25 protein-coding genes and 1 pseudogene are annotated in these 23,573 nt (G+C 44.6%); 13 read left to right on the forward strand and 13 right to left on the reverse strand.

All coding sequences use genetic code 11. The annotated features are described in order from the left end of the window. Window positions 1–3: 3 nt before the first annotated feature. The 5 genes from BLW16_RS05830 (at window position 4) to BLW16_RS05850 (ending at window position 4,635) form a co-directional block, all read left to right on the forward strand. Window positions 4–210 (forward strand): YtxH domain-containing protein, encoded by a 207-nt coding sequence (locus BLW16_RS05830; protein ID WP_090555616.1) that lies wholly within the window; start codon window positions 4–6, stop codon window positions 208–210. A gap of 113 nt (window positions 211–323) precedes the next feature. Then, on the forward strand, window positions 324–1,742 hold the full coding sequence (locus BLW16_RS05835; protein WP_090555617.1) for an MBL fold metallo-hydrolase RNA specificity domain-containing protein: 1,419 nt from the start codon (window positions 324–326) through the stop codon (window positions 1,740–1,742). Further along, entirely contained in the window at window positions 1,733–2,830 is a 1,098-nt protein-coding gene (locus BLW16_RS05840; protein ID WP_090555618.1) for a mechanosensitive ion channel family protein, read from the forward strand. Before BLW16_RS05835 ends, BLW16_RS05840 begins: the two co-directional genes overlap by 10 nt. A gap of 25 nt (window positions 2,831–2,855) precedes the next feature. Next, the gene (locus BLW16_RS05845; protein ID WP_090555619.1) at window positions 2,856–3,545 is read left to right on the forward strand and encodes a class I SAM-dependent methyltransferase; all 690 of its coding nucleotides are present in this window, start codon (window positions 2,856–2,858) and stop codon (window positions 3,543–3,545) included. A gap of 76 nt (window positions 3,546–3,621) precedes the next feature. Next, window positions 3,622–4,635 carry an LLM class flavin-dependent oxidoreductase gene (locus tag BLW16_RS05850; RefSeq protein WP_090555620.1) on the forward strand — a complete coding sequence of 338 codons (1,014 nt, stop codon included), beginning with the start codon at window positions 3,622–3,624 and terminating at the stop codon, window positions 4,633–4,635. Window positions 4,636–4,727: 92 nt separating this feature from the next. Here the strand turns inward: BLW16_RS05850 and BLW16_RS23980 are convergent. Beyond that, window positions 4,728–4,921, reverse strand: a pseudogene (locus BLW16_RS23980) (peptidase T); the annotation flags it as partial. 116 nt (window positions 4,922–5,037) lie between these two features. Here BLW16_RS23980 and BLW16_RS05860 point away from each other — a divergent pair. Continuing rightward, the gene (locus tag BLW16_RS05860) at window positions 5,038–6,051 is read left to right on the forward strand and encodes an LLM class flavin-dependent oxidoreductase (RefSeq protein ID WP_090555622.1); all 1,014 of its coding nucleotides are present in this window, start codon (window positions 5,038–5,040) and stop codon (window positions 6,049–6,051) included. Here the strand turns inward: BLW16_RS05860 and pepT are convergent. Further along, window positions 6,048–7,304: a peptidase T gene (pepT, locus tag BLW16_RS05865; RefSeq protein ID WP_090555623.1), complete on the reverse strand. Its 1,257-nt coding sequence runs from the start codon at window positions 7,302–7,304 to the stop codon at window positions 6,048–6,050. The genes BLW16_RS05860 and pepT overlap by 4 nt on opposite strands. A gap of 57 nt (window positions 7,305–7,361) precedes the next feature. On the opposite strand from pepT, the gene BLW16_RS05870 reads away from it, so the two are divergent. The 3 genes from BLW16_RS05870 to BLW16_RS05880 are packed head-to-tail and all read left to right on the forward strand — an operon-like array spanning window position 7,362 to window position 10,468. Further along, window positions 7,362–8,072, forward strand: coding sequence for an outer membrane beta-barrel protein (locus tag BLW16_RS05870; RefSeq protein WP_090555624.1), 711 nt, complete (start codon window positions 7,362–7,364; stop codon window positions 8,070–8,072). Window positions 8,073–8,109: 37 nt separating this feature from the next. Then, window positions 8,110–9,849 (forward strand): M14 family metallopeptidase, encoded by a 1,740-nt coding sequence (locus BLW16_RS05875; RefSeq protein WP_090555625.1) that lies wholly within the window; start codon window positions 8,110–8,112, stop codon window positions 9,847–9,849. Between the two features lies 1 nt (window position 9,850). After that, the gene (locus tag BLW16_RS05880) at window positions 9,851–10,468 is read left to right on the forward strand and encodes a rhomboid family intramembrane serine protease (protein WP_090555626.1); all 618 of its coding nucleotides are present in this window, start codon (window positions 9,851–9,853) and stop codon (window positions 10,466–10,468) included. Here the strand turns inward: BLW16_RS05880 and BLW16_RS05885 are convergent. From BLW16_RS05885 to BLW16_RS05895, 3 genes are all read right to left on the reverse strand, one after another. Further along, on the reverse strand, window positions 10,465–11,433 hold the full coding sequence (locus BLW16_RS05885; RefSeq protein WP_090555627.1) for a hypothetical protein: 969 nt from the start codon (window positions 11,431–11,433) through the stop codon (window positions 10,465–10,467). The two genes, BLW16_RS05880 and BLW16_RS05885, sit on opposite strands and share 4 nt — an antisense overlap. 108 nt (window positions 11,434–11,541) lie before the next feature. Beyond that, entirely contained in the window at window positions 11,542–12,036 is a 495-nt protein-coding gene (locus BLW16_RS05890) for a nucleotidyltransferase (RefSeq protein WP_139298263.1), read from the reverse strand. Continuing rightward, complete coding sequence (locus tag BLW16_RS05895; protein ID WP_090555628.1) at window positions 12,033–12,464, reverse strand: hypothetical protein; 432 nt, start codon at window positions 12,462–12,464, stop codon at window positions 12,033–12,035. The genes BLW16_RS05890 and BLW16_RS05895 overlap by 4 nt, the downstream gene beginning before the upstream one ends. 287 nt (window positions 12,465–12,751) lie before the next feature. Between BLW16_RS05895 and BLW16_RS05900 the strand changes: the two genes are divergently transcribed. Next, window positions 12,752–13,810: a dipeptide epimerase gene (locus tag BLW16_RS05900; RefSeq protein ID WP_317039938.1), complete on the forward strand. Its 1,059-nt coding sequence runs from the start codon at window positions 12,752–12,754 to the stop codon at window positions 13,808–13,810. On the opposite strand, the gene BLW16_RS05905 is transcribed toward BLW16_RS05900, so the two are convergent. Both BLW16_RS05905 and BLW16_RS05910 read right to left on the reverse strand, forming a co-directional pair. After that, window positions 13,791–14,018, reverse strand: coding sequence for a DUF6358 family protein (locus BLW16_RS05905; RefSeq protein ID WP_090555630.1), 228 nt, complete (start codon window positions 14,016–14,018; stop codon window positions 13,791–13,793). The genes BLW16_RS05900 and BLW16_RS05905 overlap by 20 nt on opposite strands. A 1-nt stretch (window position 14,019) precedes the next feature. Continuing rightward, window positions 14,020–14,334 (reverse strand): rhodanese-like domain-containing protein, encoded by a 315-nt coding sequence (locus tag BLW16_RS05910; protein WP_090555631.1) that lies wholly within the window; start codon window positions 14,332–14,334, stop codon window positions 14,020–14,022. Window positions 14,335–14,502: 168 nt separating this feature from the next. Here BLW16_RS05910 and BLW16_RS05915 point away from each other — a divergent pair, with 168 nt between their 5' ends. Both BLW16_RS05915 and BLW16_RS05920 read left to right on the forward strand, forming a co-directional pair. Next, window positions 14,503–15,621, forward strand: a complete 1,119-nt coding sequence (locus tag BLW16_RS05915) for a DUF4407 domain-containing protein (protein WP_090555632.1) — start codon at window positions 14,503–14,505, stop codon at window positions 15,619–15,621. A gap of 16 nt (window positions 15,622–15,637) precedes the next feature. Then, the gene (locus BLW16_RS05920; protein WP_090555685.1) at window positions 15,638–16,951 is read left to right on the forward strand and encodes a M28 family metallopeptidase; all 1,314 of its coding nucleotides are present in this window, start codon (window positions 15,638–15,640) and stop codon (window positions 16,949–16,951) included. Between the two features lie 13 nt (window positions 16,952–16,964). On the opposite strand, the gene BLW16_RS05925 is transcribed toward BLW16_RS05920, so the two are convergent. The 6 genes from BLW16_RS05925 to BLW16_RS05950 all read right to left on the reverse strand — a co-directional run bounded on the left by BLW16_RS05925 (window position 16,965) and on the right by BLW16_RS05950 (window position 22,784). Next, complete coding sequence (locus BLW16_RS05925) at window positions 16,965–17,462, reverse strand: GNAT family N-acetyltransferase (RefSeq protein ID WP_090555633.1); 498 nt, start codon at window positions 17,460–17,462, stop codon at window positions 16,965–16,967. Continuing rightward, window positions 17,459–18,025: a thiamine pyrophosphokinase gene (locus tag BLW16_RS05930; RefSeq protein WP_090555634.1), complete on the reverse strand. Its 567-nt coding sequence runs from the start codon at window positions 18,023–18,025 to the stop codon at window positions 17,459–17,461. The genes BLW16_RS05925 and BLW16_RS05930 overlap by 4 nt, the downstream gene beginning before the upstream one ends. A gap of 38 nt (window positions 18,026–18,063) precedes the next feature. Further along, complete coding sequence (locus tag BLW16_RS05935) at window positions 18,064–19,911, reverse strand: glycoside hydrolase family 2 protein (RefSeq protein ID WP_090555635.1); 1,848 nt, start codon at window positions 19,909–19,911, stop codon at window positions 18,064–18,066. A gap of 6 nt (window positions 19,912–19,917) precedes the next feature. Next, entirely contained in the window at window positions 19,918–21,111 is a 1,194-nt protein-coding gene (locus BLW16_RS05940; protein WP_217631511.1) for a glycoside hydrolase family 88 protein, read from the reverse strand. Between the two features lie 116 nt (window positions 21,112–21,227). Further along, the gene (locus tag BLW16_RS05945; protein WP_090555636.1) at window positions 21,228–22,169 is read right to left on the reverse strand and encodes a glycoside hydrolase family 43 protein; all 942 of its coding nucleotides are present in this window, start codon (window positions 22,167–22,169) and stop codon (window positions 21,228–21,230) included. Window positions 22,170–22,460: 291 nt separating this feature from the next. Further along, window positions 22,461–22,784 (reverse strand): PI-PLC domain-containing protein, encoded by a 324-nt coding sequence (locus BLW16_RS05950; RefSeq protein ID WP_090555637.1) that lies wholly within the window; start codon window positions 22,782–22,784, stop codon window positions 22,461–22,463. Window positions 22,785–22,960: 176 nt separating this feature from the next. Here BLW16_RS05950 and BLW16_RS05955 point away from each other — a divergent pair, with 176 nt between their 5' ends. Then, window positions 22,961–23,554, forward strand: a complete 594-nt coding sequence (locus BLW16_RS05955; RefSeq protein WP_090555638.1) for a GDSL-type esterase/lipase family protein — start codon at window positions 22,961–22,963, stop codon at window positions 23,552–23,554. Window positions 23,555–23,573: the final 19 nt, after the last annotated feature.

The following is a 23,573-nucleotide window of genomic DNA, read 5'->3' on the forward strand; positions in this document are numbered from 1 at the left end:
CACATGAAAAAAGAAACGAAAATTGTTGCAGGTATACTTGCAGGAGCTGCCCTTGGTGCCGCAGTAGCTTTAATCCTATCTACTGATAAAGGTGATGATGTAAAAGAAAAACTGTCAGACTGGTTCGCAGACCTGCTGGATTCTTCAAAAGACAAATTAGCCGATGTGGCCGATTCTGTAAAAGACAAAATCTCAAAAGTAAGAGCTTAATTATTTATCATAGGTAATGCCGGCCTGCCGGTGTTACCAAAAATATTCGCTTTCTCTCATCTTGCATGCTCAGGGAAGATGATTGCTGCTCATCTAAAAAAATATATTCCCGTATGAAAATCGCTTTTCATGGTGCTGCACGCGCCGTAACCGGTAGCAAACACCTCGTTACCCTAAAAGATAACACCCAAATATTACTGGACTGCGGCATGTTTCAGGGCATGGGAGAGGTTACAGAAAAATTAAACGGTTATTTCGGCTTTACGCCCTCGGCCGTAACTTATGTCATCCTTTCACACGCACATATTGACCACTGCGGATTACTGCCGCGCCTGGTTGCCGAAGGCTTTACAGGAACCATCTACAGTACCCCCGCCACAATGGACCTTGCCAGGATCCTGCTGATGGATTCTGCAAAGATCCAGGCACAGGATGCCGAATATGCAAACAGGCATATTGAGCATGGCGAGGAAACAGAAGAACCGCTCTATACAGATGACGATGTGGTAAAAACACTGAGTCAGTTTAAGGTGCTGGATTACAACGAAGATTTTGAGATCAGCCCCCAGCTGAACCTGCGTTTTACAGATGCCGGCCATATTGTAGGCAGCGCAGCCGTACACCTCACCATAAAGGAAGAGGGAGAAACCGTCAGGCTTACCTTTAGTGGTGACGTAGGCAGATACGGCGACCTGCTGTTAAAAAGTCCGCAGACATTCCCTCAGGCAGATTATATCATTATGGAATCTACCTATGGGGATTCTTTACATAAAGACCTCGAACCTATTGAAGACATGCTGCTGGAAATCATCACCCAGACCTGCATGATCAAAAAGGGAAAAGTGGTGATCCCCGCTTTCAGCGTTGGGCGCACACAAGAACTGTTATATGCGCTGAACGGACTTGAACTGAAGAACAGGCTGCCTGATATACCTTTTTATGTAGACAGCCCGTTATCTATCCAGGCTACCCAGGTATTGAAAAACCACCCTGAAGTTTACAACAATGGCGTTAAGGAAGTCATGAAGATTGACGATGACCCTTTTGCTTTCAAAGGCCTGAAATTTATTGAAAACGTTGAAGAGTCTAAAGCCCTGAACAATGACCCCAGGCCCTGCGTGATCATTTCTGCTTCGGGCATGGCCGAAGGGGGAAGAGTAAGGCACCATATACGCAATACAGTAAGAAACCAGAAGAATACCATCCTGATGGTAGGCTACTGCGCCCCCGACTCCCTGGCTGGCAGGCTGCTGGCAGGCGACAGGACCATCCATCTCTTCAGGGAAGACCTTCCTGTTGCTGCCGAGGTGCGCTCCATTAAATCGATGAGTGCCCACGGAGATTACGAAGACCTGCTTAATTTTTTATCCTGCCAGGATCCCGCCCTTGTACAGCAACTTTTCCTGGTGCACGGGGAATACGAGGTGCAGCAAAACTTTGCGCAGCGGATCAAAGACCATGGATTCAAACATGTAGCCATCCCTGAATATCACCAGGAGTATGAATATAACAAAGAACCGGCATGCAACTAATAGATGATTTTTTTGGATATCCGATACCTCAATTCATTCAGAATTTTATCCTCGCAGGTGCGGCGATTATTTTCGGGTTGATCCTGAAGTTCATCATCCTGAAATCCTTTAAGTTTTTTTCCCGGTACTGGGCCTCCTTTCAGATCCGTTCCATTATCAGGCACCTGAACCATCCCGCCGGGATCTTCATCCCCCTGCTGCTGCTGAACATTTCACTGGGTTTTATGGTGCTCAACCCGGAACTCAGGGCACAACTGACACGCCTGCTGGAAATATCCCTCACCATCAGTTTTTCGCTGATCCTGATCCGTATCATCAAGGTATTTGAAGATCATTTCTATCACAAATATGATCTCAATAAGGAAGACAACCTTAAAGAGAGAAAAATAAGGACACAACTACAGTTTATCCGTAAATTTGTAGTTTCACTGATCGTACTGATCACCATTGCACTCGTTCTACTCAGCTTCGAAAGTATGCGTAAAATAGGTACAGGGCTGCTTACCGGGGTAGGTGTAGGTGGTATCATCATCGGTTTCGCCGCACAAAAATCACTTGGTAACCTGCTCGCAGGTTTCCAGATTGCCTTCACACAGCCCATCCGTATAGACGATGTGGTCATTGTTGAAGGAGAATGGGGCCGCGTAGAGGAGATCACCCTGACCTATGTAGTGGTAAATATATGGGACCAGCGCCGGCTGATCCTCCCTATAACCTATTTTATTGAAAAACCCTTCCAGAACTGGACCCGGGTTTCTGCCCAGTTACTGGGCACGGTATTCCTGTACCTGGATTACACTATCCCCATCCCCCCGTTGAGAGAAGAACTGACCCGGCTGCTGACGACCCATCCATTATGGGACAAAAGGGTAAATGTAGTACAGGTAACTGACAATAAAGAACATACCATTGAAGTCCGTTTTCTCATGAGCGCACGTAACTCCTCACAGGCTTTTGATCTGCGCTGCGATGTCCGTGAGCAAATGATAGACTTCATCAGAACGAATTATCCGGAAAGCCTGCCCAAAACAAGGATCGAATACAATGGTCAGCCTGAAGCTCAAAAGGACACTCCCTTTATTCCCTAAGAAATATTTTCGGTATCTTTAGCCTATGGATGTTTTTGGAAATGCTTTACAGGACCAGTTCGAAAATGGCAGCGCAGAGATACTGTGGCTGCATAATTCCTATGATGAGCCTGAAGAAATGCCCGTAGATATTTTCTTTCGGACGGAGGAAGAAATGCCCGACATAGAGCTGGAAGCCATGGACATGTGCGAAGGCAAAGTGCTCGATGTTGGCGGGGGCGCGGGAAGCCATGCGCTGATCCTCCAGGAACGGGGCTATGACATTGTTGCACTGGACATCTCCCCAACTGCGGTTGATATCATGAAAAAACGCGGCTTAACCCATGTTGTTGAAGGTGATATCTTCAATTACCAGGGAGAAAAATTTGATACCCTTTTATTTTTGATGAACGGAATTGGCCTTACAGGCACAGTGGATGGATTCAGGAACTTCCTGAGCCAGGCTAAATCATTGTTGAATGAAGGCGGACAGTTATTATTTGATAGCTCTGACATTACATACCTGTATGAAGGCACAGCAATGCCGGAGGACAAGTATTATGGTGAGGTCTCTTACCAGTATGAATATAAAAACGAAAAAGGAGAATGGTTCAACTGGCTGTATATTGATCCGCAGCTACTGAAAACGATTGCCAGGGAATGCGGATGGGAATGTCATTTGTTATTTGACGACGGGCAGGACCAATACCTGGCCGAAATGAGGGTAACTGCTTAAGCTGATTTCAGATAGTAATTTTTGCAATATTATATATTGTTTCCCGTTAAATAATATATTTATTACAAAAATTTATATGAAAACAAAAAAAATTCGTTTAAGCATACTTGAGCATGCGCTGGTTCGTCCGGGTATTACAGACGGGGAAGCAGTAATGGAAACTATTGCTATAGCAAAACTGGCAGACCGTTTAGGATACACCCGTTTCTGGGTATCTGAACATCATAATACAGATTCATTTGTCAGTTCCACGCCCGAAGTTCTGATTGCACATCTCGCCGGCGAAACCACTAACATGCGTATCGGTGCCGGAGGGGTGATGCTGCCCAATTACAGCGCCCTGAAAGTGGCAGAGAACTTCCGCATGCTGGAAGTGCTGTTTCCAGGGAGGATTGATCTTGGCATCGGCAGGGCATCGGGCACAGACCAGAAAACAGCACAGGCACTGAACCCACACGGCAAACGAACTGACGAAGAATTTGCTGAACAGTTAAAGGACCTTGTAGGCTACCTTCATGACACAGCCGGTGACCAGACTGACACAGAAAAGGTTTACGCTACTCCACGGATTGACACGCACCCACCGTTATGGCTGTTAAGCACAGGCGGAGAGAGTGCACTGGCTGCCGCCAGGATGGGCACAGGCCTTTCATTTTCCTATTTTATGAATCCTGTAAGCGGCCTTCCGGGCGTGCAGGCTTACCGTGAGAATTTCCGGCCCTCTGCTGAAGTACCCGAGCCCAAACTGATACTTGGTGTAGTTATATTCTGTTCGGAAGACCGTGATCTGCTCATGAGAACTCAGGCTACAGTCGATCGAACCTTCCTTGAGCTGACCAGAACCGGCAAAAATACATCATTTAGTTATGATGAGCTGAAAGATCTCAGCTATACGGCTGAAGAGCAGGAAATAATAGCCTCCCATAGGCCAAGGACCCTTTCGGGTACGCCGGATGAGATTGAACAAAAATTAGACCAGCTGATCAATGAATATCAGCCTGACGAACTGATGATATCCACGTTCGCCGAAGGTTTTGAAGAACGTATAAAATCATTTGAGCTGCTTGCAGATATGTATCTGAAAAGCTAACTGCTCTTCTCTTCCCAGATCTGTACCAGATTGACAATCGTTTCAACTGCCTTTTCCATGTCCTGCAGGGAACCCATTCCTGCTTGCCATGGAAGGCGTATTCTCCCGTAAAAATATTCGGGCAGGGCAGCCGACTCCATGATCTCAGCAAGCCCCGCTTTGTTATCCGCGCCCAACAGTGTTGTTCCGCTGGCTGCAATGACATCATTTCCGATCTGGTTCTTAAGATCAGCGTGTTCGGTCATTTTTAAACTATAGCAGGATCATTAGGAAGAACCAAGTCCTGCGGCAGGACAATACCTTGCCAAACGAAGGCGATTACCTGCCTCTAATTACGATAAGAATTTTTGCAATATTATATATTATTTCTCGTTTAATAATCTGTTTAGCACATAAATTTATATGAAGACAAAAAAGATTCGTTTAAGCATTCTTGACCATTCACTGATCCATCCCGGCAATACCGCCAGACAGGCAGTAATGGATACTATTGCTGTAGCAAAACTGGCAGACCGTTTAGGGTACACCCGTTTCTGGGTATCTGAACACCACAATACAGATTCATTTGCGAGTTCCACGCCCGAAGTTCTGATTGCACATCTCGCCGGTGAAACCACGAACATGCGTATCGGTGCCGGAGGGGTGATGCTGCCCAATTACAGCGCTCTGAAAGTGGCAGAGAACTTCCGCGCGCTGGAAGTACTGTTCCCAGGAAGGATTGATCTTGGCATCGGCAGGGCATCGGGTGCAGACCCGAAAACAGCAGGGTTGCTGAACCCATACGGCAAACGAACCGACGAAGAATTTGCTGAACAGTTAAAGGATCTAGTAGGCTACCTTCATTACACAGCCAGTGACCAGACTGACACAGAAAAGGTTTACGCTACTCCACGGACTGAAACGAGCCCGCCATTATGGCTGTTAAGCATGGGCGGAGAGAGTGCACTGGCTGCCGCCAGGATGGGCACAGGCCTTTCATTTTCCCATTTCATGAATCCTGTAAGCGGCCTTCCGGGCGTGCGCGCTTACCGCGAGAATTTCCGGCCCTCTGCTGAAGTACCCGAGCCCAAACTGATACTTGGTATAAGTATATTCTGTTCGGAAGACCGTGACCTGCTCATGAGAACTCAGGCTACAGTCGATCAAACCTTCCTTGAGCTGACCAGAACCGGCAAAGCTACAGCATTTAGTTATGATGAGGTGAAAGACCTCAGCTATACAGCTGAAGAGCAGGAAATAATAGCCTCCCATAGACCAAGAATCCTCTCGGGTACGCCGGATGAGATTGAACAAAAATTAGACCAGCTGATCAATGAATTTCGGCCTGATGAACTGATGTTAACCACGTTCACCGAAGGTTTTGAAGAGCGTATAAAATCATTTGAGCTGCTTGCAGATATGTATCTGAAAAGCTAGCTGCTTTTCTCCTCCCAGATCTGCACCAGATTGACAATCGTTTCAACTGCCTTTTCCATGTCCTGCAGGGAAACCCATTCCTGCTTGCCATGGAAGGCGTGTTCTCCTGCAAAGATATTCGGGCAGGGCAGTCCCATTAAAGAAAGCCTTGAACCATCCGTTCCACCCCTGATACTTTGTTTCTTCACCGGAATTCCGGCCCGCTCTATGGCAAGCATTCCATATTCCAGCACCTGCGGATACTGATCCAGTACCTTCTTCATATTTCTGTACTGTTCTTTGATCCGGAGCTCATAGGTAGAATTTGGATAATCAGCCATCACCCCCTTAACCAATGTTTTCAGCGTACGGCCATGTTCGGCCAGCAGGTCATCGTCAAAATCGCGGATAATGAAATGTGCCTCTGCCTGTTCTACATTCCCCTGTACGGACACCGTGTGCAGGAAACCTTCTTTCTGTGCGGTAGCCTCAGGTGCCAGCCTGTCTTTAGGTAAGCTGCTGATCATATCACCCAGTATCCTGATGGCACTTTCCATCTTCCCCTTCGCAAAACCCGGATGGGAGCTCAGGCCATGGATCAGTAAAACGGCCCCATCGGCAGAGAAAGTCTCATCCTCAATGGAACCACGCGTCTCGCCGTCAATCGTATAAGCAAAATCAGCACCCAGCTTTTTCAGGTCTGCTTTATCTACTCCCCTTCCGATTTCTTCATCCGGCGTAAACAGGATCTTTATGGTTCCATGTTTGAGTCCGGGATGCTGCACAAGAAAGGCCGCCGCCTCCATGATCTCAGCAAGCCCCGCTTTGTTGTCCGCACCCAGCAGTGTGGTCCCACTGGCTGTAATGATATCATTTCCGATCTGGTCCTTAAGATCAGGGTGCCCGGTCATCTTTAAAACTATAGCAGGATCATCCGGAAGAACAAGGTCCTGCCCCTGGTAATTGGAATGGACAATTGGTTTTACACCGAACCCGCTGCAATCCGGCGAAGTATCCATATGTGAGCAGAAACAGATCACCGGCACATTCTTGTCAGAATTTGAAGGGATGGTAGCATAAACATATCCATATTCATCCATATGTGCATCTGCGATTCCTATATCCAGCAGCTGTGCCACCAACACCCTTCCCAGGTCCTTCTGTTTTGCTGTAGAAGGGATACTGGCTGATGCGGGATCAGACTGCGTATCTATTTTTACATATTCAATGAATCTATTTTGTAAAGAATTACCGCTGTTAAGATATTTTAGCATATTTTTAAAAAGTAAAGGTAATAAAGATCATACTTTACAAGTATAAATCACAATAACTTGAAAAGGATAATTATTTGCATCTTAGTCCTGGCTTCTGCGCGTCCGTTATTTGCCCAATCTAACTTCTATAAGTTTTCTGTAGGAGGAGGTGTCGCGGCTACACAATCGTTTACTGAGGTACAGAAACATAGCTTCGGATTCGCAGGATACGGAACACTGGACTACCTGTTTACACCTTTCCTCAGCCTTGGAATAGAGGTACAAAAGGGAGAAATCAATGGCGGAAATTACAAAACAAGCTGGCTAAACCGTGAGTTCGTGAATTCATACAAGGCGCTGAACTTCAATGCAAAGGTGTCTTTAGGTGCAATTCTGGACGGCCGTTATAATGGTCCGTCAGACCTTTTAAAGGGCCTATACATAGGAACAGGAATAGGGGCAATCCATAATGACGTGTTATACTCTACAGGATTAGATCCAGAGGACAGAAACTACGCGACTATTTGTCATGTCACCTCCAAAGACATCTACTTTCCGTTCAATCTTGGAATTAACGTCCATTTTGCAGATGGCGAAGGCTTTTACAGGTATGTGCTCAATTTCAATTACCAGGGCAACCTCACGCTGGGAGAAGGGCTGGATGGCTATGATGACTCAAGAAACACTTTCAGAAGCGGTACCCTTGACGTTTATACTTTTTTTTCCGTGGGGGTAAAATATAACTTCGGAACGATGGGATTGTCCAGAAAGACCTGGAGAAAATATTAATTTTGCACGATTATTATCCGGCATAAAAACACCACAGATGAAGCAACTCTTATCCTACCTTATTCTTTTCGTATCCCTGAGTGCATTTGCACAGCAAACGCCGTTCGAGCTTGGCAATAGAAATCAGACCGCTACCTATGACGAGACGATCGCTTTTTATAAAAAACTTGCAAAGGCCTCCCCACAGGCAAAACTCCTTACTTACGGAAGCACCGATATTGGAAAGCCGCTTCACCTCCTGGTCTTATCCAAAAATAAAATATTTGATCCCGCAGCCATCAGGAAAAGTAATAAAAGGATCTTCCTGATCAATAACGGTATTCACCCCGGCGAACCTGAAGGTGTTGATGCCTCCATGATGCTGGCGCGGGACCTTTTAAAAGAAAACCATTTACCGGACGATGTGGTGATCTGTATTATTCCGCTTTACAATATTGACGGTGCTTTTAACCGCGGCAATACTTCAAGGGCAAATCAGAATGGCCCGGAAGCATACGGGTTTAGGGGAAACAGTAAAAATTACGACTTGAACCGGGATTTCATTAAAACCGACTCAAAGAATTCCGATGCATTCCAGCAGATCTTTAATTTATGGCAGCCCGAGATCTTTGTAGATACCCATACCAGCAACGGTGCGGATTATCAGTACACGATGACACTGATCCCTACCCAGAAAGATAAGCTCAATCCCATCCTGTCGGGCTATCTGACGCAAACCATGGTGCCTTCGCTTTATAGCGAAATGCAGAAAAAAGGATTTGAGCTCATTCCCTACATCAATTCCGTGAAAGAAACCCCCGAGGCCGGAATTACCGGCTTTCTGGAATCACCACGTTATTCTACCGGATATGCAGCCCTGCACAATACGATCGGCTTCATGCCCGAAACACATATGCTAAAACCTTTTGACAAAAGGGTAGAATCTACTTACCTGCTGCTCAGAACGTATATAGGCATTGTACAGCGTGATGCAAAAATCATAGGAGAGAACAAACAGAAGGCTGATCAGGCTGTGGCCAGTCAGAAAGACTTTCCTTTAAACTGGAAACTGAACGAGCAGGTATGGGACACGCTCGTATTTAAAGGCTTTGCAGCTAAATATAAGCCAAGTACCGTGAGTGGTGCCGACAGGCTTTATTACGACAGGAATGAGCCTTATACCAAAACTATAAAGAGCTGGAATAAATTTGAGCCGCAGACCGTGGTGACCAAACCTCTGGCATACATTATTCCCAAAGCCTGGGACAGGGTAACCGGGCTTTTAAAATTAAACGGTGTTAAGATCCATCAACTGGCTGCTGACACGGAATTAACCGTTGACAGCTACTACATTACGGATTACAAAACTGCTACCAGGCCATTTGAAGGGCACTACATGCACAGCAGCGTGCAGCTCAGGGTGGAAAAACAGCAGCTGAAATATTATGCCGGAGATTATGTCGTGTATGTTGATCAGCCACAGAACAGGTATATCGTGGAAACACTGGAGCCACAGGCAATGGATTCTTTTTTCACCTGGAACTTTTTCGATTCCATATTAGACCAGAAAGAACATTACTCAGCCTATGTGTTTGAAGATACTGCAACGGGTATGCTGCAAAACAACCCGGAACTTCGTACACTACTGGATCAGGAAAAAGCGAAAGATACTGCCCTTGCAAAGAACCCGGCCGCACAGCTTGAATTTATATATAAGCATTCAAAATATCACGAAAGCACACATTTGCGTTATCCAATTGCTAGATTGCAGGATCCGATTAAAATCAATTTGAAATAACATGATAGAATACCTCCAGAATACGCCCGTCGCCTCCATTATCTTTATATTTACACTAGTGACCAGTATTTATGCGCTCAATGACGCTGGCCTCTACGGAAAGTTCATGCTTCATCCCTATAGTGTTTACCGCAAACAAAACGTTTATACGCTGATTACCAGCGGGCTCATTCATGGCAGCTGGATGCATTTGATATTCAATATGTTTACCTTTTATGCCTTCGCTTTTACCCTTGAAGCCACCATTGGAAGCGCTCGTTTTGGCCTGCTATATTTTGTCGGGCTCGTACTAAGTGATATCCCATCGGTGATTAAACATAAGAATGACTATAACTACCACAGCCTTGGGGCTTCAGGCGCAATTTCAGCGGTGCTGTTTAGCTACATCCTGTTTTATCCCTTAAATACACTGATCATCTTCCCCTTGCCAATCCCGATCTGGGCAGCACTTTTCGGCGTGTTGTATCTGATATACAGTTATTATATGTCTAAGAGCTCGAGGGACAACATCAACCATGATGCCCATTTATACGGGGCTATTGCCGGTATTGTGGTCACGGTTCTGCTTGTACCGGGCATTGTGCCGCATTTTATTGCGACGATCACCGGGCAGGGTTAATCTGCCTCCGGTAAGGAGGGGGGACTGAAATAGCTGGTTGGGTTATTCGGGTCTTTCCTGATCTCCATCAGCAGGTTTCCCCATTTTTTCCAGAAACTCTCCAGCACCTGCGCGTAGGTTTTGTGCTGCCACAGGTCAAACAGTGCTTTGTTCATCGTTCCTCGTAAAGGCATTGCATCAATATAAATCGACCCTTCCACAGGCATGATGGTATATTCAGGCAGGCGGTTAAAAAGGTATGCTGAATAAAAGAACCTGGCACTCAGCTCTTCAAACTGTTGCTCCGTAACCGGACTAGACCCGATCTGATCCAGTATTTCCTGGTGGTATTTCTTATTGGTACCATTGTCCTGCAGGCAGGCAATGATCCCGAAATCCTTAAGTTTCAGCGAGAAGGTAAGCGTATTGATCTCATCTCGGAAACTAAATGAAATATCATCTCCTTCCAGCGGCACGACCACAAAGGACCAGGGCGTAAAGTCTTCGAACTCTACATTCAGGTAGATTCCCTGGATCATCGTCTGCAGATTTCCAAACTTGTGCATCAGTCCCTGAGACATATTCAAGCCATCGCTGCTCAACTGCTGCTGCCCCACCGCAGCGTGCATTTCAATATAGATCAGGCTGTACAGGAATTTGCCTACCCATTTGAACAGTTCTCCTTCTTCAAGTTTCGAGACTGCATCATAACCTACCGCAAAGGCCGCGGCAATTTTTTCTTCCAGCGGCTCAATAAAATGGGTCTGTACTTCCTCGTTCACAGGCACATTTAAGCTATTATATGACCTGATGGTTTCATCCAGCAGCTGAATCTGCTCTTCACCGCTAAAATTTGCCATTTCCAGTAGCCATGCAGGTAATACGTTGGTCTGTATAATAGGTGTATTGAAAGTATTGCCGCTTAAAAAGCAGTTTTCATACTTAAAATCAAAGTTTTTAAAGGGCTGATAGATTGAGCTGACCATAGGGGCACAATATTAGGAATATTATTTCTAATGCGGTTTGGTGTGGCGCATAGGTGACAGAAAAGGGACAAACTGTATTGGACAATAAAGTCTATTATTTACATGTTTTTAATTTTCATTGGATGTATCTGGAAAACTGCCTTTTTTAAATTTCATTAACTTTTGTAATGTCTTAACATCGGTGATGTCTTGTCTGCGGCCGGAGACTTGTTTATTTTTTACGAGATCATTAAGGCCGATATAGTTGATGACAAGATCATTCTCGAGTTCTATCTTTTCCATATTTAAGATCGCCTCACTAAACTTAACTCCATCAATGAGGTTCAGCACATCAATCCTTAATGGTGGGTATCCGATCTGGCTAATTAATCCTTCAGTTAAAAAATCCTCCTTCTGGAAGCCAAGAGATTGCAATCCAAAATCATTCACAACTTTGAGCATTCGAATTGCATTTTCTTCAGATACATTAATCCAAATATCGAGATCCCCCGTGTGACGAGGCTTGCCGTGAAATGCCAGTGCATAGCCTCCTACAACCATGTACTCAACATTGTGCTGGCTTAACAATTTAACAAAATCTTCAAAATCTTCGGCTAACGTCATGTGTATATTCTTTTCTTTACCAGCTTAGTTTTATCCATTCTTTGTCCATTTCTTAAAGATTGAGAAATGATGTGAGTAACTGCAGCAGCACGCTCTTTAACTGGTCGGCCCAACCAATATTTCAGGTCACGTTGTTCATCATTGGCATTTTTCATCATAACCCTCCTTAGTACAGGTACTATTTTTCTAATTCGAGGTTCGGGAACAGGCTTAGGCTTAGAAATAATATTTTTACGTTCTATTCGTATTTCCTGATTTTCATACGCAACTTTAGCCTTACTCAAATAATTACTTACGGTGTTATAATTAAATTGCGGATAGCTTAAACAAAAGTTTTTTAAATTAGAAAATACTTCAAAAGGATTCTCTATATTATTTTTCCAAAAAACTATGACTACTCTTTTTTCCTGAATAATTAGCATTTCCATATAACAAATATAACAAATATAATAACAATATTAGTCATATGGAGAGAAAATTGTCCCACTTGACCCCTTAGGATCCTTAACCCATTCACTCAAAAACCATTAAAACCTAACAAGCCCTTTCTAAGTTACGCATTGGGTCAGGCTTTAGTGAAGGTAACAACTGCCGCTTGCTCCGGACTGGTAGCAAAACCGCTGGGCCTTTCCACTTTGGTCATCCATGAAAGTCAAGTGTTGGAGATGAATCATTCACCCCTGCATTGCTATTATTTGCTTCCGATCGTTTAACTTTGAGTACCAATCCCATTATCACGATGCAGGCAGCCCATATCGCATTTAATCTCGAACTCAAACACCCATTCGCGATCTCACGTTTCTCCAGAACAAGCACGCCGCTGCTGTTATTGAAATTAACATACGAAAACACAGACGGATACGGAGAAGCCTCCATGGTGCCTTATCTCGGTGAAAGTTACGCTACTGCAGAAAGTTTTCTGCAGAAAGTAAACTGGAACCGTTTTTCCTATCCCTTCAACTTCCAGGAGATCATTGATTACCTGGACAGTATTGAAAAAGGAAACCCCGCGGTAAAGGCGGCGATAGAGATTGCACTAAACGACATCAACGGCAAAATCCTGGGGAAACCCTGTTATGAAATTTACGGAGCCGATCCGGCAAAAATGCCGATTACCTCTTATACCATTGGGATTGACAAACCCGAGGTGCTCAGAGAAAAGGTTGCAGATGCAACAGGTTTTAAAGTGCTCAAGATCAAATTGGGCTCTGATGATGACCGGGCACTCATTCAAACCATTAGAAGCGCAAGTGATCTGCCTTTGTATGTGGACGCCAACCAGGGCTGGACAGACCGTAAGAAAGCCATTGAGCTGATCTATTGGCTGCATGATCAGGGAGTAGTACTGATTGAACAGCCCATGGATAAACACGACCTGGAAGGAAATGCCTGGCTCACCGGACGCAGCCCTATTCCTATCCTTGCAGACGAAGCGGCGCAACGGCTGTCAGATATAGAAGGCCTCAAAGGAGCTTACCATGGCATCAATATAAAACTGATGAAAAGCGGCGGCATGTACGAAGCACATCAGATGATCTTAAAAGCCCGTTCTTACGGCATGAAAGTTTTAATTGGCTGCATGAGTGAAACCTCTGTGGGTACCCAGGCGGGGATTGCGCTGGCGCCATTGTGCGACTGGGCAGACCTGGACGGGCCACACCTCACCACCAACAATCCTTTTGAAACACCGAAGATGGAAAACGGCAGGTATATACTGGAAGACCTTCCAGGTCTGGGTCTGAAAGGTCTTCCGGTTAATTTGTTTCGTCCTTAACGGCAGAACTGATACTTTTTTCTTTATCCTTGATCCCCGTTCTCACCTCTTTTACGATGTTGATCTTCAGGTACAGGAAAAATAATGCCGTAGCAACAAGAAGACCTACAACAGGGTAATTATGTGCCTGGAAAGCCCATTTCAGGCCAACTACAGAAACTACAATACCCAGTGTATAGAATGTGTTAAATGCAATCTTCTTCTTCATCTTAGTACACAGGCATACCTGGATCGAATTCCTGTCTCCATGCAAGGATTCCCCCTTTTAAATTGTACACATTGGTAAACCCGCGCTGCTCCAGTTGCATTACCGCTGCCGCACTGCGCTGTCCGCTTCTGCATTGCATGATCACTGGTTTGTCTGTTGCAATTTTGTCAATCTCAATCAGTAATCCTCCCAAAGGGATGTTCTCTCCTTCAAGGTTAGAGGTTTCATATTCGAAAGTTTCTCTTACATCAATCAGTTGAAAATCTTCGTTATTGTCTATTTTTTCTTTCAGTTCTTGTACAGTAACTTCTTTCATAATCGTAGCATTTATATGGATTTATCTGATCCATCACTTGTCAAATATAAAGTTTATCAATAACTTAAATGCTAAGCACAAGTCAAAATTTATTGATCTTATCTTCCCGCTGTAACAACTTGGCAGACCGGGCGTTTAATAGTATTCTTTCTTAACTTTGTTTTTATCATGGATGCACTTACTCGTTTCTTCTGGTTCTGTTCCGGCGTACATCAGTCTACCTTAGAAAAGCACCCTACTGAACATAACAAATATGTAGGTATCGGGGCTACTATCTTCTTTACCGGCCTTTTTGCTGCCTTATCTGGAGGATACGCAATGTATTTCGTTTTTAAAGGAGATACCGCAGCAGTCCTGTTTGCCATATTTTTCGGATTATTATGGGGGCTGGCTATTTTTAATATGGACCGGTATATTGTTTCCAGCATCAACAAAAACTCATCCTCCGGGAAACAGATCGCCCAGGCAACACCCCGGATCTTACTGGCCATCATGATCGGGATGGTCATCTCCCGCCCCCTGGAGCTCAAGATATTTGATAAAGAAATTAAGGAGCGGCTGAAGGTGAGTTACCTGAATAACCAGCGCTCAAAGATAGACACACTCAATAAAGCCTTCACTAACAAGTACACTATAGAACTCAATAAGCTGAACGAGTCTAAAGCCCAGAGAGATTCACTGGCCAGCGGCATAAAGTCAGACAGGCAGAAGCTGAATTTTGAAGTATTTGGTACCAAGACAGAAGAAACATCCGGCATCATGGGTTATGGCCCCTACGCGAAAAGGAAAGAGGAAGAGTTAAAACAGAGAGAACAGAACCTGGATTCGCTGAATTCGGATGTAAGGAGAATGGAGAATTTTGTGGATGGCAGAAAACAGTTCGATGGTTTACTGTCGGAAAGGCTCTATACGGGCAAACAACTGGACAGCCTCAGCAGTATTGCCGGCTTTGCCGATCGTAACTGGGCTTTAGGGCAGCTGAGCTTTAATACCGATGGCACACGGGATACCACAACCGCACTGGCAGTTACTTTTATAGGCTTGTTATTTATCTTTTTTGAATGCCTTCCTGTATTTGTAAAAATGATGAGCTCAAGGGGCCCTTATGACAGGTCGGTTGAAAACGTAGAAGACAGCCAGATCCATACTTCATTGAAAGACAGGGATTACGAGATCTCTGTCACCGATGGGGTACATGATACCAGGGTATCCACTGAGATCGACCGGCAAAAAAGAAAACTTACCGGGCAAGTACCTTTCAGCAACCATGAGCATCTGGAAGATTAAGAGAAAAAACAAAAAAATGAAATACTTATACTATCCATTGATTGTGCTTTTTATAGCGCAAACGGCCAGGGCCCAGAACATTGATAAAATAATCACCAAAGACTATGTAGATAACCTGATCAAAACACTGAGCAGTGATGACATGCAGGGCAGAGGGACCTTTACTCCGGGAATTGATAAAGCAGCCACTTTCATCGCAGCTGAATTTAAGAAGATAGGCCTTCAGCCACTTAAAGGTGCCACGGGTTACAGACAAACATTCTATAAATACCAGTTGAACCCTCAAAGTACAGACGTTTTCATTGATGGAAAAGCCGTTGCCCCTTCAGACGTACTCGTACTCTCGAATACTTCGGAAAACGTAAGCTTTACCCAGTCAAACAGTGACGGATGGATAAAACTTGATCCCTCGAAACCCTTTAAAGGGCAGCTGCGTGCAGTATTAAACAGTAAAAAACGCCAGCTCGTATTGGTAGATCCAAAATTTGCTGCTGATTTTAACCTGATGAAATCCTATTTTGCAAAAGGCGCGGCCATCGATGAAAAAGATCTTAAGCAGGCAAAGCCATCTGCTTCAGTATTAGTACTGGCGCCTGATACCGCAATCAAAGAATTCAATGTTGCACTAAAGTATGCCGTTGAAAAATTACCGCTGTTTAATGTAGCAGGAATGATCCCGGGCAAATCCAAAGCACAGGAAATTGTTATTTTCTCCGGACATTATGATCATTTAGGTATCATCAAAGCCGAAGGACAGGACAGCATTGCCAACGGTGCCGATGATGATGCTTCGGGCACTACCGCAATGATAGCCCTTGCCAGATATTATAAAAAACTAAATAACAGTGAACGCACGCTGATCTTCGTTGCTTTTACGGCTGAAGAAATAGGCGGGTATGGCGCAAAGTATTTTTCACAGCAGCTGAACCCTGATGAAGTGGTGGCGATGTTTAACATTGAAATGATCGGCAAAGCAAGCAAGTTCGGAAAGAATACTGCCTTTATTACGGGCTACGATAAATCTGATTTCGGGAAGATCCTGCAAAAGAACCTGGAGGGGACGGCATTTACCTTCCATCCGGACCCGTATACTGAGCAAAACCTGTTTTACAGAAGCGATAATGCCACACTTGCTGCTTTAGGCGTTCCAGCGCACACGATCAGCACTGACCAGATTGATATCGATAAACTTTATCACAGCGTAAAAGATGAATACAGCTCGCTGGATACCGAAAACATTTTATCGGTGATCAGAGCAGTAGCCTTAAGTGCAAGGAGCATTGTAAAAGGAACGGATGCACCGGTAAGAATTCCCAAGCTGGTAAACTAGTTAAGGGTTAGCTTTATAAGGTCCTTTCCATTACATAATCATTCATAAAGAAACCGTCGCCAATTTCTATGTCGACGGTTTCTTTTATTTTAAACCCCGCCTTTTCGTAAAAATCGCGGGCCTTATTATAACGGTTGACATTCACCAGCAGTCCTTTGGCACCAAGCTCAATTGCTTTATCCCTTACTTCGTTGATCAGAAATTTACCAATGCTCAGTCCCTGCGCCTCAGGCAGAACATAGAGCTTGTGCAATTTAACGACCGGGTGCCCATTTTCTACCAGCGTAGAATAGGAGGCGAACGCTGCATCTTTTCCGGCCACTTCAGCGATAATAAAGATATGCCCTTCCATCAGTTGCTCAGTTAAGGAGGCTATAGCATAAATCTTATTTAGCATATAATCCACCTGTACCTGTCCCAGAATGGGCACATAAGTACGCCCGTAGGCGATTGTGCCGATATACTGTATAATTGGAAGGTCGGCCTCTCTGGCTTTTCTTAAACTAATCATAACTTCTCCGTTAAAAACACATACTCAGTGGTCGTAAAGCTGAACTCTACAAAACCATCTTTGACCACCTCAAACTCACGCTCGTCCTTTTGCATCAGGTTGGTTGCTTCGAAATAAGAGACCACATCTATCAGAAAAATACTTTCCGCAGGTTTCCATACGCTGAACCCAGTTTTAATGGCGTAAGATTTTTCGGTAGAGCTGAAAAGCACAATATTAATCCTGGGCAGGTAATAGTCCAGATCAGAAAGTTTCTTTTCCTCATCAATAACGTTCACGGCAGGGTATTTCTCTGAGATCAGGTAGTTCATGACCGTATTATAAGCATCCCCGGGCCCGATAATGGATTTCGTATTCTCCTGCATCGCAAGCCCATCAACGCCATTCAGTACCACATCTACCTTCAGGCCCAGGCTGATCACTTTCTCATAAATTTCGCCGTTAACGATCAGGGTAGGGCTCCATTCCAGGATCTGCCCCAGGTACTCTTCGTCAAAATTTCCCAGGTTATGAATATATAAGGCGGGCTCCTGTTTCTCTTTTACTATATGGTGCGATGACATGGTGCTAAGATATCAATGATTAGCGAAAAGCTGAATGATTATTTTTTTGGTTTTTTCATTTCATCGTAATAGGCCTTCAGCTGGTAAAAAGCTTTCTTTTTATTGCCTTTATCGTCATAAAAGCCCTTGCGGTTCCAGCCCTCCTGGTAAAAAGGGTTATTACGTCTTGGCGACCGGAAATCTGCCAGTACCCATGGGGAAATGCCAACAAACTTTGCAGGCATACGTTTAAACATGGCTATCTGCTCTTTGTAGTACCACTCCTGGTATTCTTCACTGAAGCGGGTAAGCGAGTCTGCATGAAAACCTCCCTTGGCATCTCCTCCGGTTTCACTGATAAAGAGCGGTTTATTGTATGGGGTGTCCCAGCTGGTGGTACGGCACTTATCGGGTAAACCACCATACCAGCCTAAATATTCATTAAAGGCAACGAGATCTACGAATTCACCCAGCGGATCATCGATAATATTTTTGTCATTCAGCGCACTGTAGTTCACTTCCAGGGCTGCCGAAACCATCCGGGTATTGTCCAGCTCCCGGGCTTTTGTGAGCAGGCTGTGCATGAAATCTGTCCGCGTTTGGCTAATTGGTGTTTCATTGCCTACCGACCAGATGATCACACTTGCACGGTTATGGTCGCGCGTGATCATTTCCGTCAGCTGGGCTTTCGCTTTTTCCAGCACTTCAGCACTGCCGAAGTCTATGGTCCAGTAAACCGGGATCTCGGACCATACCAGTATGCCCAGCGAGTCGGCCAGACGGGTGATCTTTTCATCATGCGGATAATGCGCCAGCCGCACCATGTTGCAGCCCAGTTCAATGCTCTGATGTAACAGCTGTTCCGCATCTTCTTCACTATAGGCGCGTCTCACTTCCTGCGGGATTTCTCCATGGATACAGATGCCACGCATAAATATTGGTTTGCCGTTCAGTAATACCTGTGTACCATGTGCTTCTATGGTCCTGAAACCGATCTTATCTGTAGTCTCATCATTTTTGGTACGGATGATCACGGTATAGAGTTTTGGCGTTTCGGGCGACCATAATTCTACCTTTGGCAGTTTAAAGCTCAGGGCTGTAGTTTCTCCCGTTGCGGCGATCTTCTTTTTGAATTTCAGTTCGGGTATCTCGATGGTAAGGGTTTCTCCCGCAGCTGGCGCCTGGTTCAGCTTTACCCAACCTTCAGCTTCCGGCGTTTTCCCGGGTGTTTTACCTGTAGAATTCTTCTTTAGCTGTACGACAAAATCCTGGATAAAAGTAGTTGGCACGGTGATCAGTTTAACTTCCCGGGTAATCCCTCCATAGTTCCACCAGTCGGTATTCAGTGTAGGCACCTCATCGGCATGCCGCTTATTGTCTACCTTCACCACCAGGAAATTATCCTTATCCTTTAACAGCGCCTGCGGAACTTCAAAGTTAAACGGTGTAAAACCGCCTTTATGCATGCCCAGCTTTTTGCCGTTCAGGAATACGTCGGCACGGTAATTCACTGCCCCGAAATAAAGGAAGTACCGCTGCCCGGCAGCAGTTTTTTCTACATCGAAGGATTTTTTATACCAGATGGTCCCTTCATAAAAGGTAAACTCCGGCTGCTGGTGGTTCCAGTCGCCCGGTACATTCAGGCTGTATTTCTCTATATAGCCATGTTCCTTCTTTTCTGTTTTATTTGCCTGCACGTCCGTATTCCAGTACGCATCAGGATTTTTTTCATCCAGCTCCTTATACCGGTAGTCATAAAAGCCGGTTTCATACGGATCAACGATATACTGCCATTTCCCATTCAGGCTCAGGGCCTTTCTCGCTCCTGTATTGGTGATTAAATTGCCCTGTGCGAATGTGAGCATGCCTGATGCCGACAGGAGCAATAGTAATAAGACCTTCTTCATTATTTTTTATTTAAATGAGTTGATAGTTTCATACCTCTTCATCGCTTCCACATAATAATAATCTGCATAGGTCAGCGGCACATCCACCTCAGATTTCTGCGGTAGGTGCCCTACGCTGTGCTGCAGCAGGAAACCTCCGTTTGTGCCCGGAAGGGACTGGTAAGGTGCTCCGGAAAGACTTTGCAGCATTTTCTCAGCAGTTTTAAAGTATAGGTTTGCTTCTTTCGGCCCAGCATCATGTGAAAGTTCAAAAAGAGCGGACGACATGACAGCCGCCGCAGAGGCATCACGCAATGCGTCCGGGATGTTCGGTGCATCAAAATCCCAGTAGGGGACTTTATCTTTAGGCATGCGGGGATGGTTCAGGATGAAAGAGGCGATATGGTTGGCCTGATCAAGGTATTTCTTGTCATGTGTTTCGCGGTACATTACGGTATACCCGTAGAGGCCCCATGCCTGTCCTCTTGCCCATGCAGATTCATCAGCATATCCCTGCGCGGTTTGTTTTTTCTGCACCTGGCCGGTTTCAGGGTTATAGTTGATCACATGGTAAGAACTATAATCAGGCCTGAAGTGATTTTTTAATGTTGTATTGGCATGGGTAACAGCGATCTTGTAATAACTGGAGTCGCCCGTTACGCGCGTTGCCCAGAACAGCAACTCCAGGTTCATCATATTGTCGATGATCACCAGGAACTCCTTTTTTTTGCTGTCCCATGATTTGATACATCCCACTTTAGGATCGAATCGGGTAGACAGGGATTTGGCGCTATTGATCAGAATTTCTTTGTATTCGGGATTTGGATCCAGCTTTAGCGCCGTGCCGAAACTGCAGTACATCATGAAACCAAGGTCATGCGTAGAGGTGTTGTACTGTTCCTTAGCTAAAAGGCCCAGCATACGGTTCGCCTCGGTCAGCAAAGCAGGGTCTTTGGTCTGCGCATAGATTTCCAGCAAGGTGCCCGGATAAAAACCGCTGCACCACCAGCCGGAATCACTGGTCACGAGCTTCCCGCTTTTCAGGTCAAACGTTTTAGGAAACCGGCCCTCATCAAGGGATTTCATCATCAGTTTATACTGTGCATCAGCGGCTGAGAAATTGGTACGAATGGTTTTTAGCAGCCTGGCATTGGGTTTAAACCCCTGCGCATTTACAGAAAGGCTGAACAGGAGCATTCCAATTACTGGCAGTAACTTCATTTGTTTCATCATGTTTTATTTGGTTAATTATACAGGTAATGATTCCCTGCAAAATAACCAATAAATTTTATTTCTTAATCGTAATGATATTTTATTGATGGAGCAGGCCGAGTTCTTTATTGCTGTGCGCGCAGTTTTCCCAGTTCTTTTGAAGAGATCTGTAAAATTGCACCATGCCTTATCCCATTCGGCAGGCTTATCTGGTCAGATATGTCCTTCCAGGTCTTCAGGTCTTCAGAACTTATCGCCCCGTATTTGTGTTCAGTATATTTGTCAAAATATAACAGCCAGGTGTTCCCCATCTTCAGGCTGGTAGGTCCTTCTGCCCAATACTTTCCGGTGATGGGCGCGGAAGCCGCGGTATATGGTCCGGTTAAACTCTTGCTATAGGCAATTTTCAGGTTCTTTTGTGCAGGTTCAGGGGTTTCGTCTTTCAGGAACATGATGTATTGGCCTGCATCCTTCACAATTGTTGCATCAATTGAGTTGAAACCGGGATCATAAAGCAGTTTGGTGGCAGTATAGGTTTTAAAGTCCTTCGTGGTTGTATAATATAAACGGTGATTATATCCGTCATCGGCTGTGCTGGCAGTTTCGGGGAATTTCCCCCTGATCGTAGTTGCCCAGTAGATCATATACGTTTTGGAGGCTTCATCATAGGTGATTTCCGGGGCCCAGCAATTGCGGGCATTTTCTTCATTGGCCATCACGGGGATAAACTCCTGAGGGCTCCAGTGAATAAGGTCTTTTGAGGAGGCATAACCGATTCCCTTATCGTTCCAGCTTACTGTCCAGACCATATGGAACACACCGTTTTTACCCTTGATGATACAAGGGTCGCGCATAAGTTTATCCTTACTTACAGTTGGACTGAGAAAAGACAGGTCATTCTTTAAGGCGGCCCATTTGTAGCCATCTTCGCTATAGGCATAATGCAGGCCGTCTTCCCCGTTGCCTTTAAAATACGCAAATAAATAAGGGTTACTTTTCGACTGGCCCTTTGAACCGGTTACATTTAACAGGAGTAACACACTCATTATCATTGTCAGCTTTCTCATTTATACGTATCTTTTTACAAGTTATCAGGCTTAAGTATGTTTTTGATCGAACCCATATATGGTACCCATTGTTCATACCACTTCAAGTATAAGTATATTTTAAGAAGCAACAAAGCAGGATATTAACCAGTTAAAAGCCATATTTAAAGCGTATTATCACGTATAGCAATAAATTATAAAACCTCTATCCAGGCCGCAATGACGGTTCAGGAGCAGGTTGTGGATGGTGGTTACCTTGCACTTAAAGGCGGCTTTGGAAATTTTATGCAATACGCCTATTCTTCACCTGCATTAGCTGATGTACGTTTTGGCTTTATTCGTTCCCATGATGCCCTCCATCAAAGGTTTAAGATACAGTTGTTCCAGTGTCTTCTTTCTCTTCAGCACCGGCAGAAAGTGTGCTACGATCAGCTGTCCCTTTCTCAGATAAACATCTGCCTCGATATTTACATATCCTTTATCCAGGGCATCATACAGCGGTCGCCTGTGCCAGTAATCGTTATGCGAGAAACCATGATAGAGCAGAATATTCTGAGACTGACAATTCAATGTGGTAAAAACCAGCAAAATCAGATAGGATAATTTCAGGGAAGGTTTAAGAGTTGCTAATAGCATTGTAAATTTAATTTACATGTGCAAGGTACAACTGCAATATTTACAACGCGTTAACAATGCGTAAAGGAATAAAAAAAGAGTATGAAAAAAGCTGTATGAAAATTTAACTAAATATTGAAAATACGCCTTCTGTATACCATATCTTATTATCTTTACTTCGAACACATATACGTTAAATGTACTGGTACGAAGATGAGGTAAAGCACCTTGAAAAAGAGCGCTTAAAAAGAGGGCATGATCCTGAGATAATTTTTTACGGTAGTTCCACCATACGGATGTGGAGCAGTCTTTCTAATGATTTTCCAAAGAAAGATATAGTAAACCTTGGTTTTGGCGGTTCTACACTTGCTGCCTGCGTATGGTTCTTCCAAAGGATCATGGTTGATTACCAGCCGAAGGCGCTGTATGTTTATGCCGGGGACAATGACCTGAGCGATGGAAGACATCCGGAAGAGGTGTTGATATTTTTTCAGCAGCTGGCGGTATATACCGCAAACCGTTTCGGGAACCTGCCATGTTACTTTATTTCATTAAAGCCCAGCCCCAGCCGCTGGAATATGGCGGAACAGTTTAAATATACCAATAACCTGATAGAAAGCGAGATCATCAAAGTGAATAAGAACTGGACGTTTATTGATGTTTTTAAAAAAATGCTGGACAAGTCAGGCAATCCCATGCCAGAGCTTTTTCTGGAGGACGGATTACATCTGAATGAAAAAGGTTATAAATTATGGAAGGAAATTGTTAACCCTTATTTAATTCCACAGTAATATGTAACAGTGATATTTC

Source organism: Pedobacter hartonius (genome assembly GCF_900107535.1).
GTDB classification, from domain to species: Bacteria; Bacteroidota; Bacteroidia; order Sphingobacteriales; family Sphingobacteriaceae; genus Pedobacter; species Pedobacter hartonius.

What these genes read in the sequence shown, in the direction of transcription:
- BLW16_RS05875 (WP_090555625.1), top strand. Translation starts at nt 8,110, where the DNA reads ATGAAGCAACTCTTATCCTACCTTATTCTTTTCGTATCCCTGAGTGCA.
- BLW16_RS05885 (WP_090555627.1), bottom strand. Translation starts at nt 11,433, where the DNA reads ATGGTCAGCTCAATCTATCAGCCCTTTAAAAACTTTGATTTTAAGTAT.
- BLW16_RS05935 (WP_090555635.1), bottom strand. Translation starts at nt 19,911, where the DNA reads ATGAAGAAGGTCTTATTACTATTGCTCCTGTCGGCATCAGGCATGCTC.
- BLW16_RS05940 (WP_217631511.1), bottom strand. Translation starts at nt 21,111, where the DNA reads ATGAAGTTACTGCCAGTAATTGGAATGCTCCTGTTCAGCCTTTCTGTA.
- BLW16_RS05880 (WP_090555626.1), top strand. Translation starts at nt 9,851, where the DNA reads ATGATAGAATACCTCCAGAATACGCCCGTCGCCTCCATTATCTTTATA.
- BLW16_RS05830 (WP_090555616.1), top strand. Translation starts at nt 4, where the DNA reads ATGAAAAAAGAAACGAAAATTGTTGCAGGTATACTTGCAGGAGCTGCC.
- BLW16_RS05925 (WP_090555633.1), bottom strand. Translation starts at nt 17,462, where the DNA reads ATGATTAGTTTAAGAAAAGCCAGAGAGGCCGACCTTCCAATTATACAG.
- BLW16_RS05895 (WP_090555628.1), bottom strand. Translation starts at nt 12,464, where the DNA reads ATGGAAATGCTAATTATTCAGGAAAAAAGAGTAGTCATAGTTTTTTGG.
- BLW16_RS05890 (WP_139298263.1), bottom strand. Translation starts at nt 12,036, where the DNA reads ATGACGTTAGCCGAAGATTTTGAAGATTTTGTTAAATTGTTAAGCCAG.
- BLW16_RS05860 (WP_090555622.1), top strand. Translation starts at nt 5,038, where the DNA reads ATGAAGACAAAAAAGATTCGTTTAAGCATTCTTGACCATTCACTGATC.
- BLW16_RS05910 (WP_090555631.1), bottom strand. Translation starts at nt 14,334, where the DNA reads ATGAAAGAAGTTACTGTACAAGAACTGAAAGAAAAAATAGACAATAAC.
- BLW16_RS05905 (WP_090555630.1), bottom strand. Translation starts at nt 14,018, where the DNA reads ATGAAGAAGAAGATTGCATTTAACACATTCTATACACTGGGTATTGTA.
- BLW16_RS05840 (WP_090555618.1), top strand. Translation starts at nt 1,733, where the DNA reads ATGCAACTAATAGATGATTTTTTTGGATATCCGATACCTCAATTCATT.
- BLW16_RS05835 (WP_090555617.1), top strand. Translation starts at nt 324, where the DNA reads ATGAAAATCGCTTTTCATGGTGCTGCACGCGCCGTAACCGGTAGCAAA.
- pepT (WP_090555623.1), bottom strand. Translation starts at nt 7,304, where the DNA reads ATGCTAAAATATCTTAACAGCGGTAATTCTTTACAAAATAGATTCATT.
- BLW16_RS05850 (WP_090555620.1), top strand. Translation starts at nt 3,622, where the DNA reads ATGAAAACAAAAAAAATTCGTTTAAGCATACTTGAGCATGCGCTGGTT.
- BLW16_RS05930 (WP_090555634.1), bottom strand. Translation starts at nt 18,025, where the DNA reads ATGTCATCGCACCATATAGTAAAAGAGAAACAGGAGCCCGCCTTATAT.
- BLW16_RS05950 (WP_090555637.1), bottom strand. Translation starts at nt 22,784, where the DNA reads ATGCTATTAGCAACTCTTAAACCTTCCCTGAAATTATCCTATCTGATT.
- BLW16_RS05945 (WP_090555636.1), bottom strand. Translation starts at nt 22,169, where the DNA reads ATGAGAAAGCTGACAATGATAATGAGTGTGTTACTCCTGTTAAATGTA.
- BLW16_RS05920 (WP_090555685.1), top strand. Translation starts at nt 15,638, where the DNA reads ATGAAATACTTATACTATCCATTGATTGTGCTTTTTATAGCGCAAACG.
- BLW16_RS05845 (WP_090555619.1), top strand. Translation starts at nt 2,856, where the DNA reads ATGGATGTTTTTGGAAATGCTTTACAGGACCAGTTCGAAAATGGCAGC.
- BLW16_RS05915 (WP_090555632.1), top strand. Translation starts at nt 14,503, where the DNA reads ATGGATGCACTTACTCGTTTCTTCTGGTTCTGTTCCGGCGTACATCAG.
- BLW16_RS05955 (WP_090555638.1), top strand. Translation starts at nt 22,961, where the DNA reads ATGTACTGGTACGAAGATGAGGTAAAGCACCTTGAAAAAGAGCGCTTA.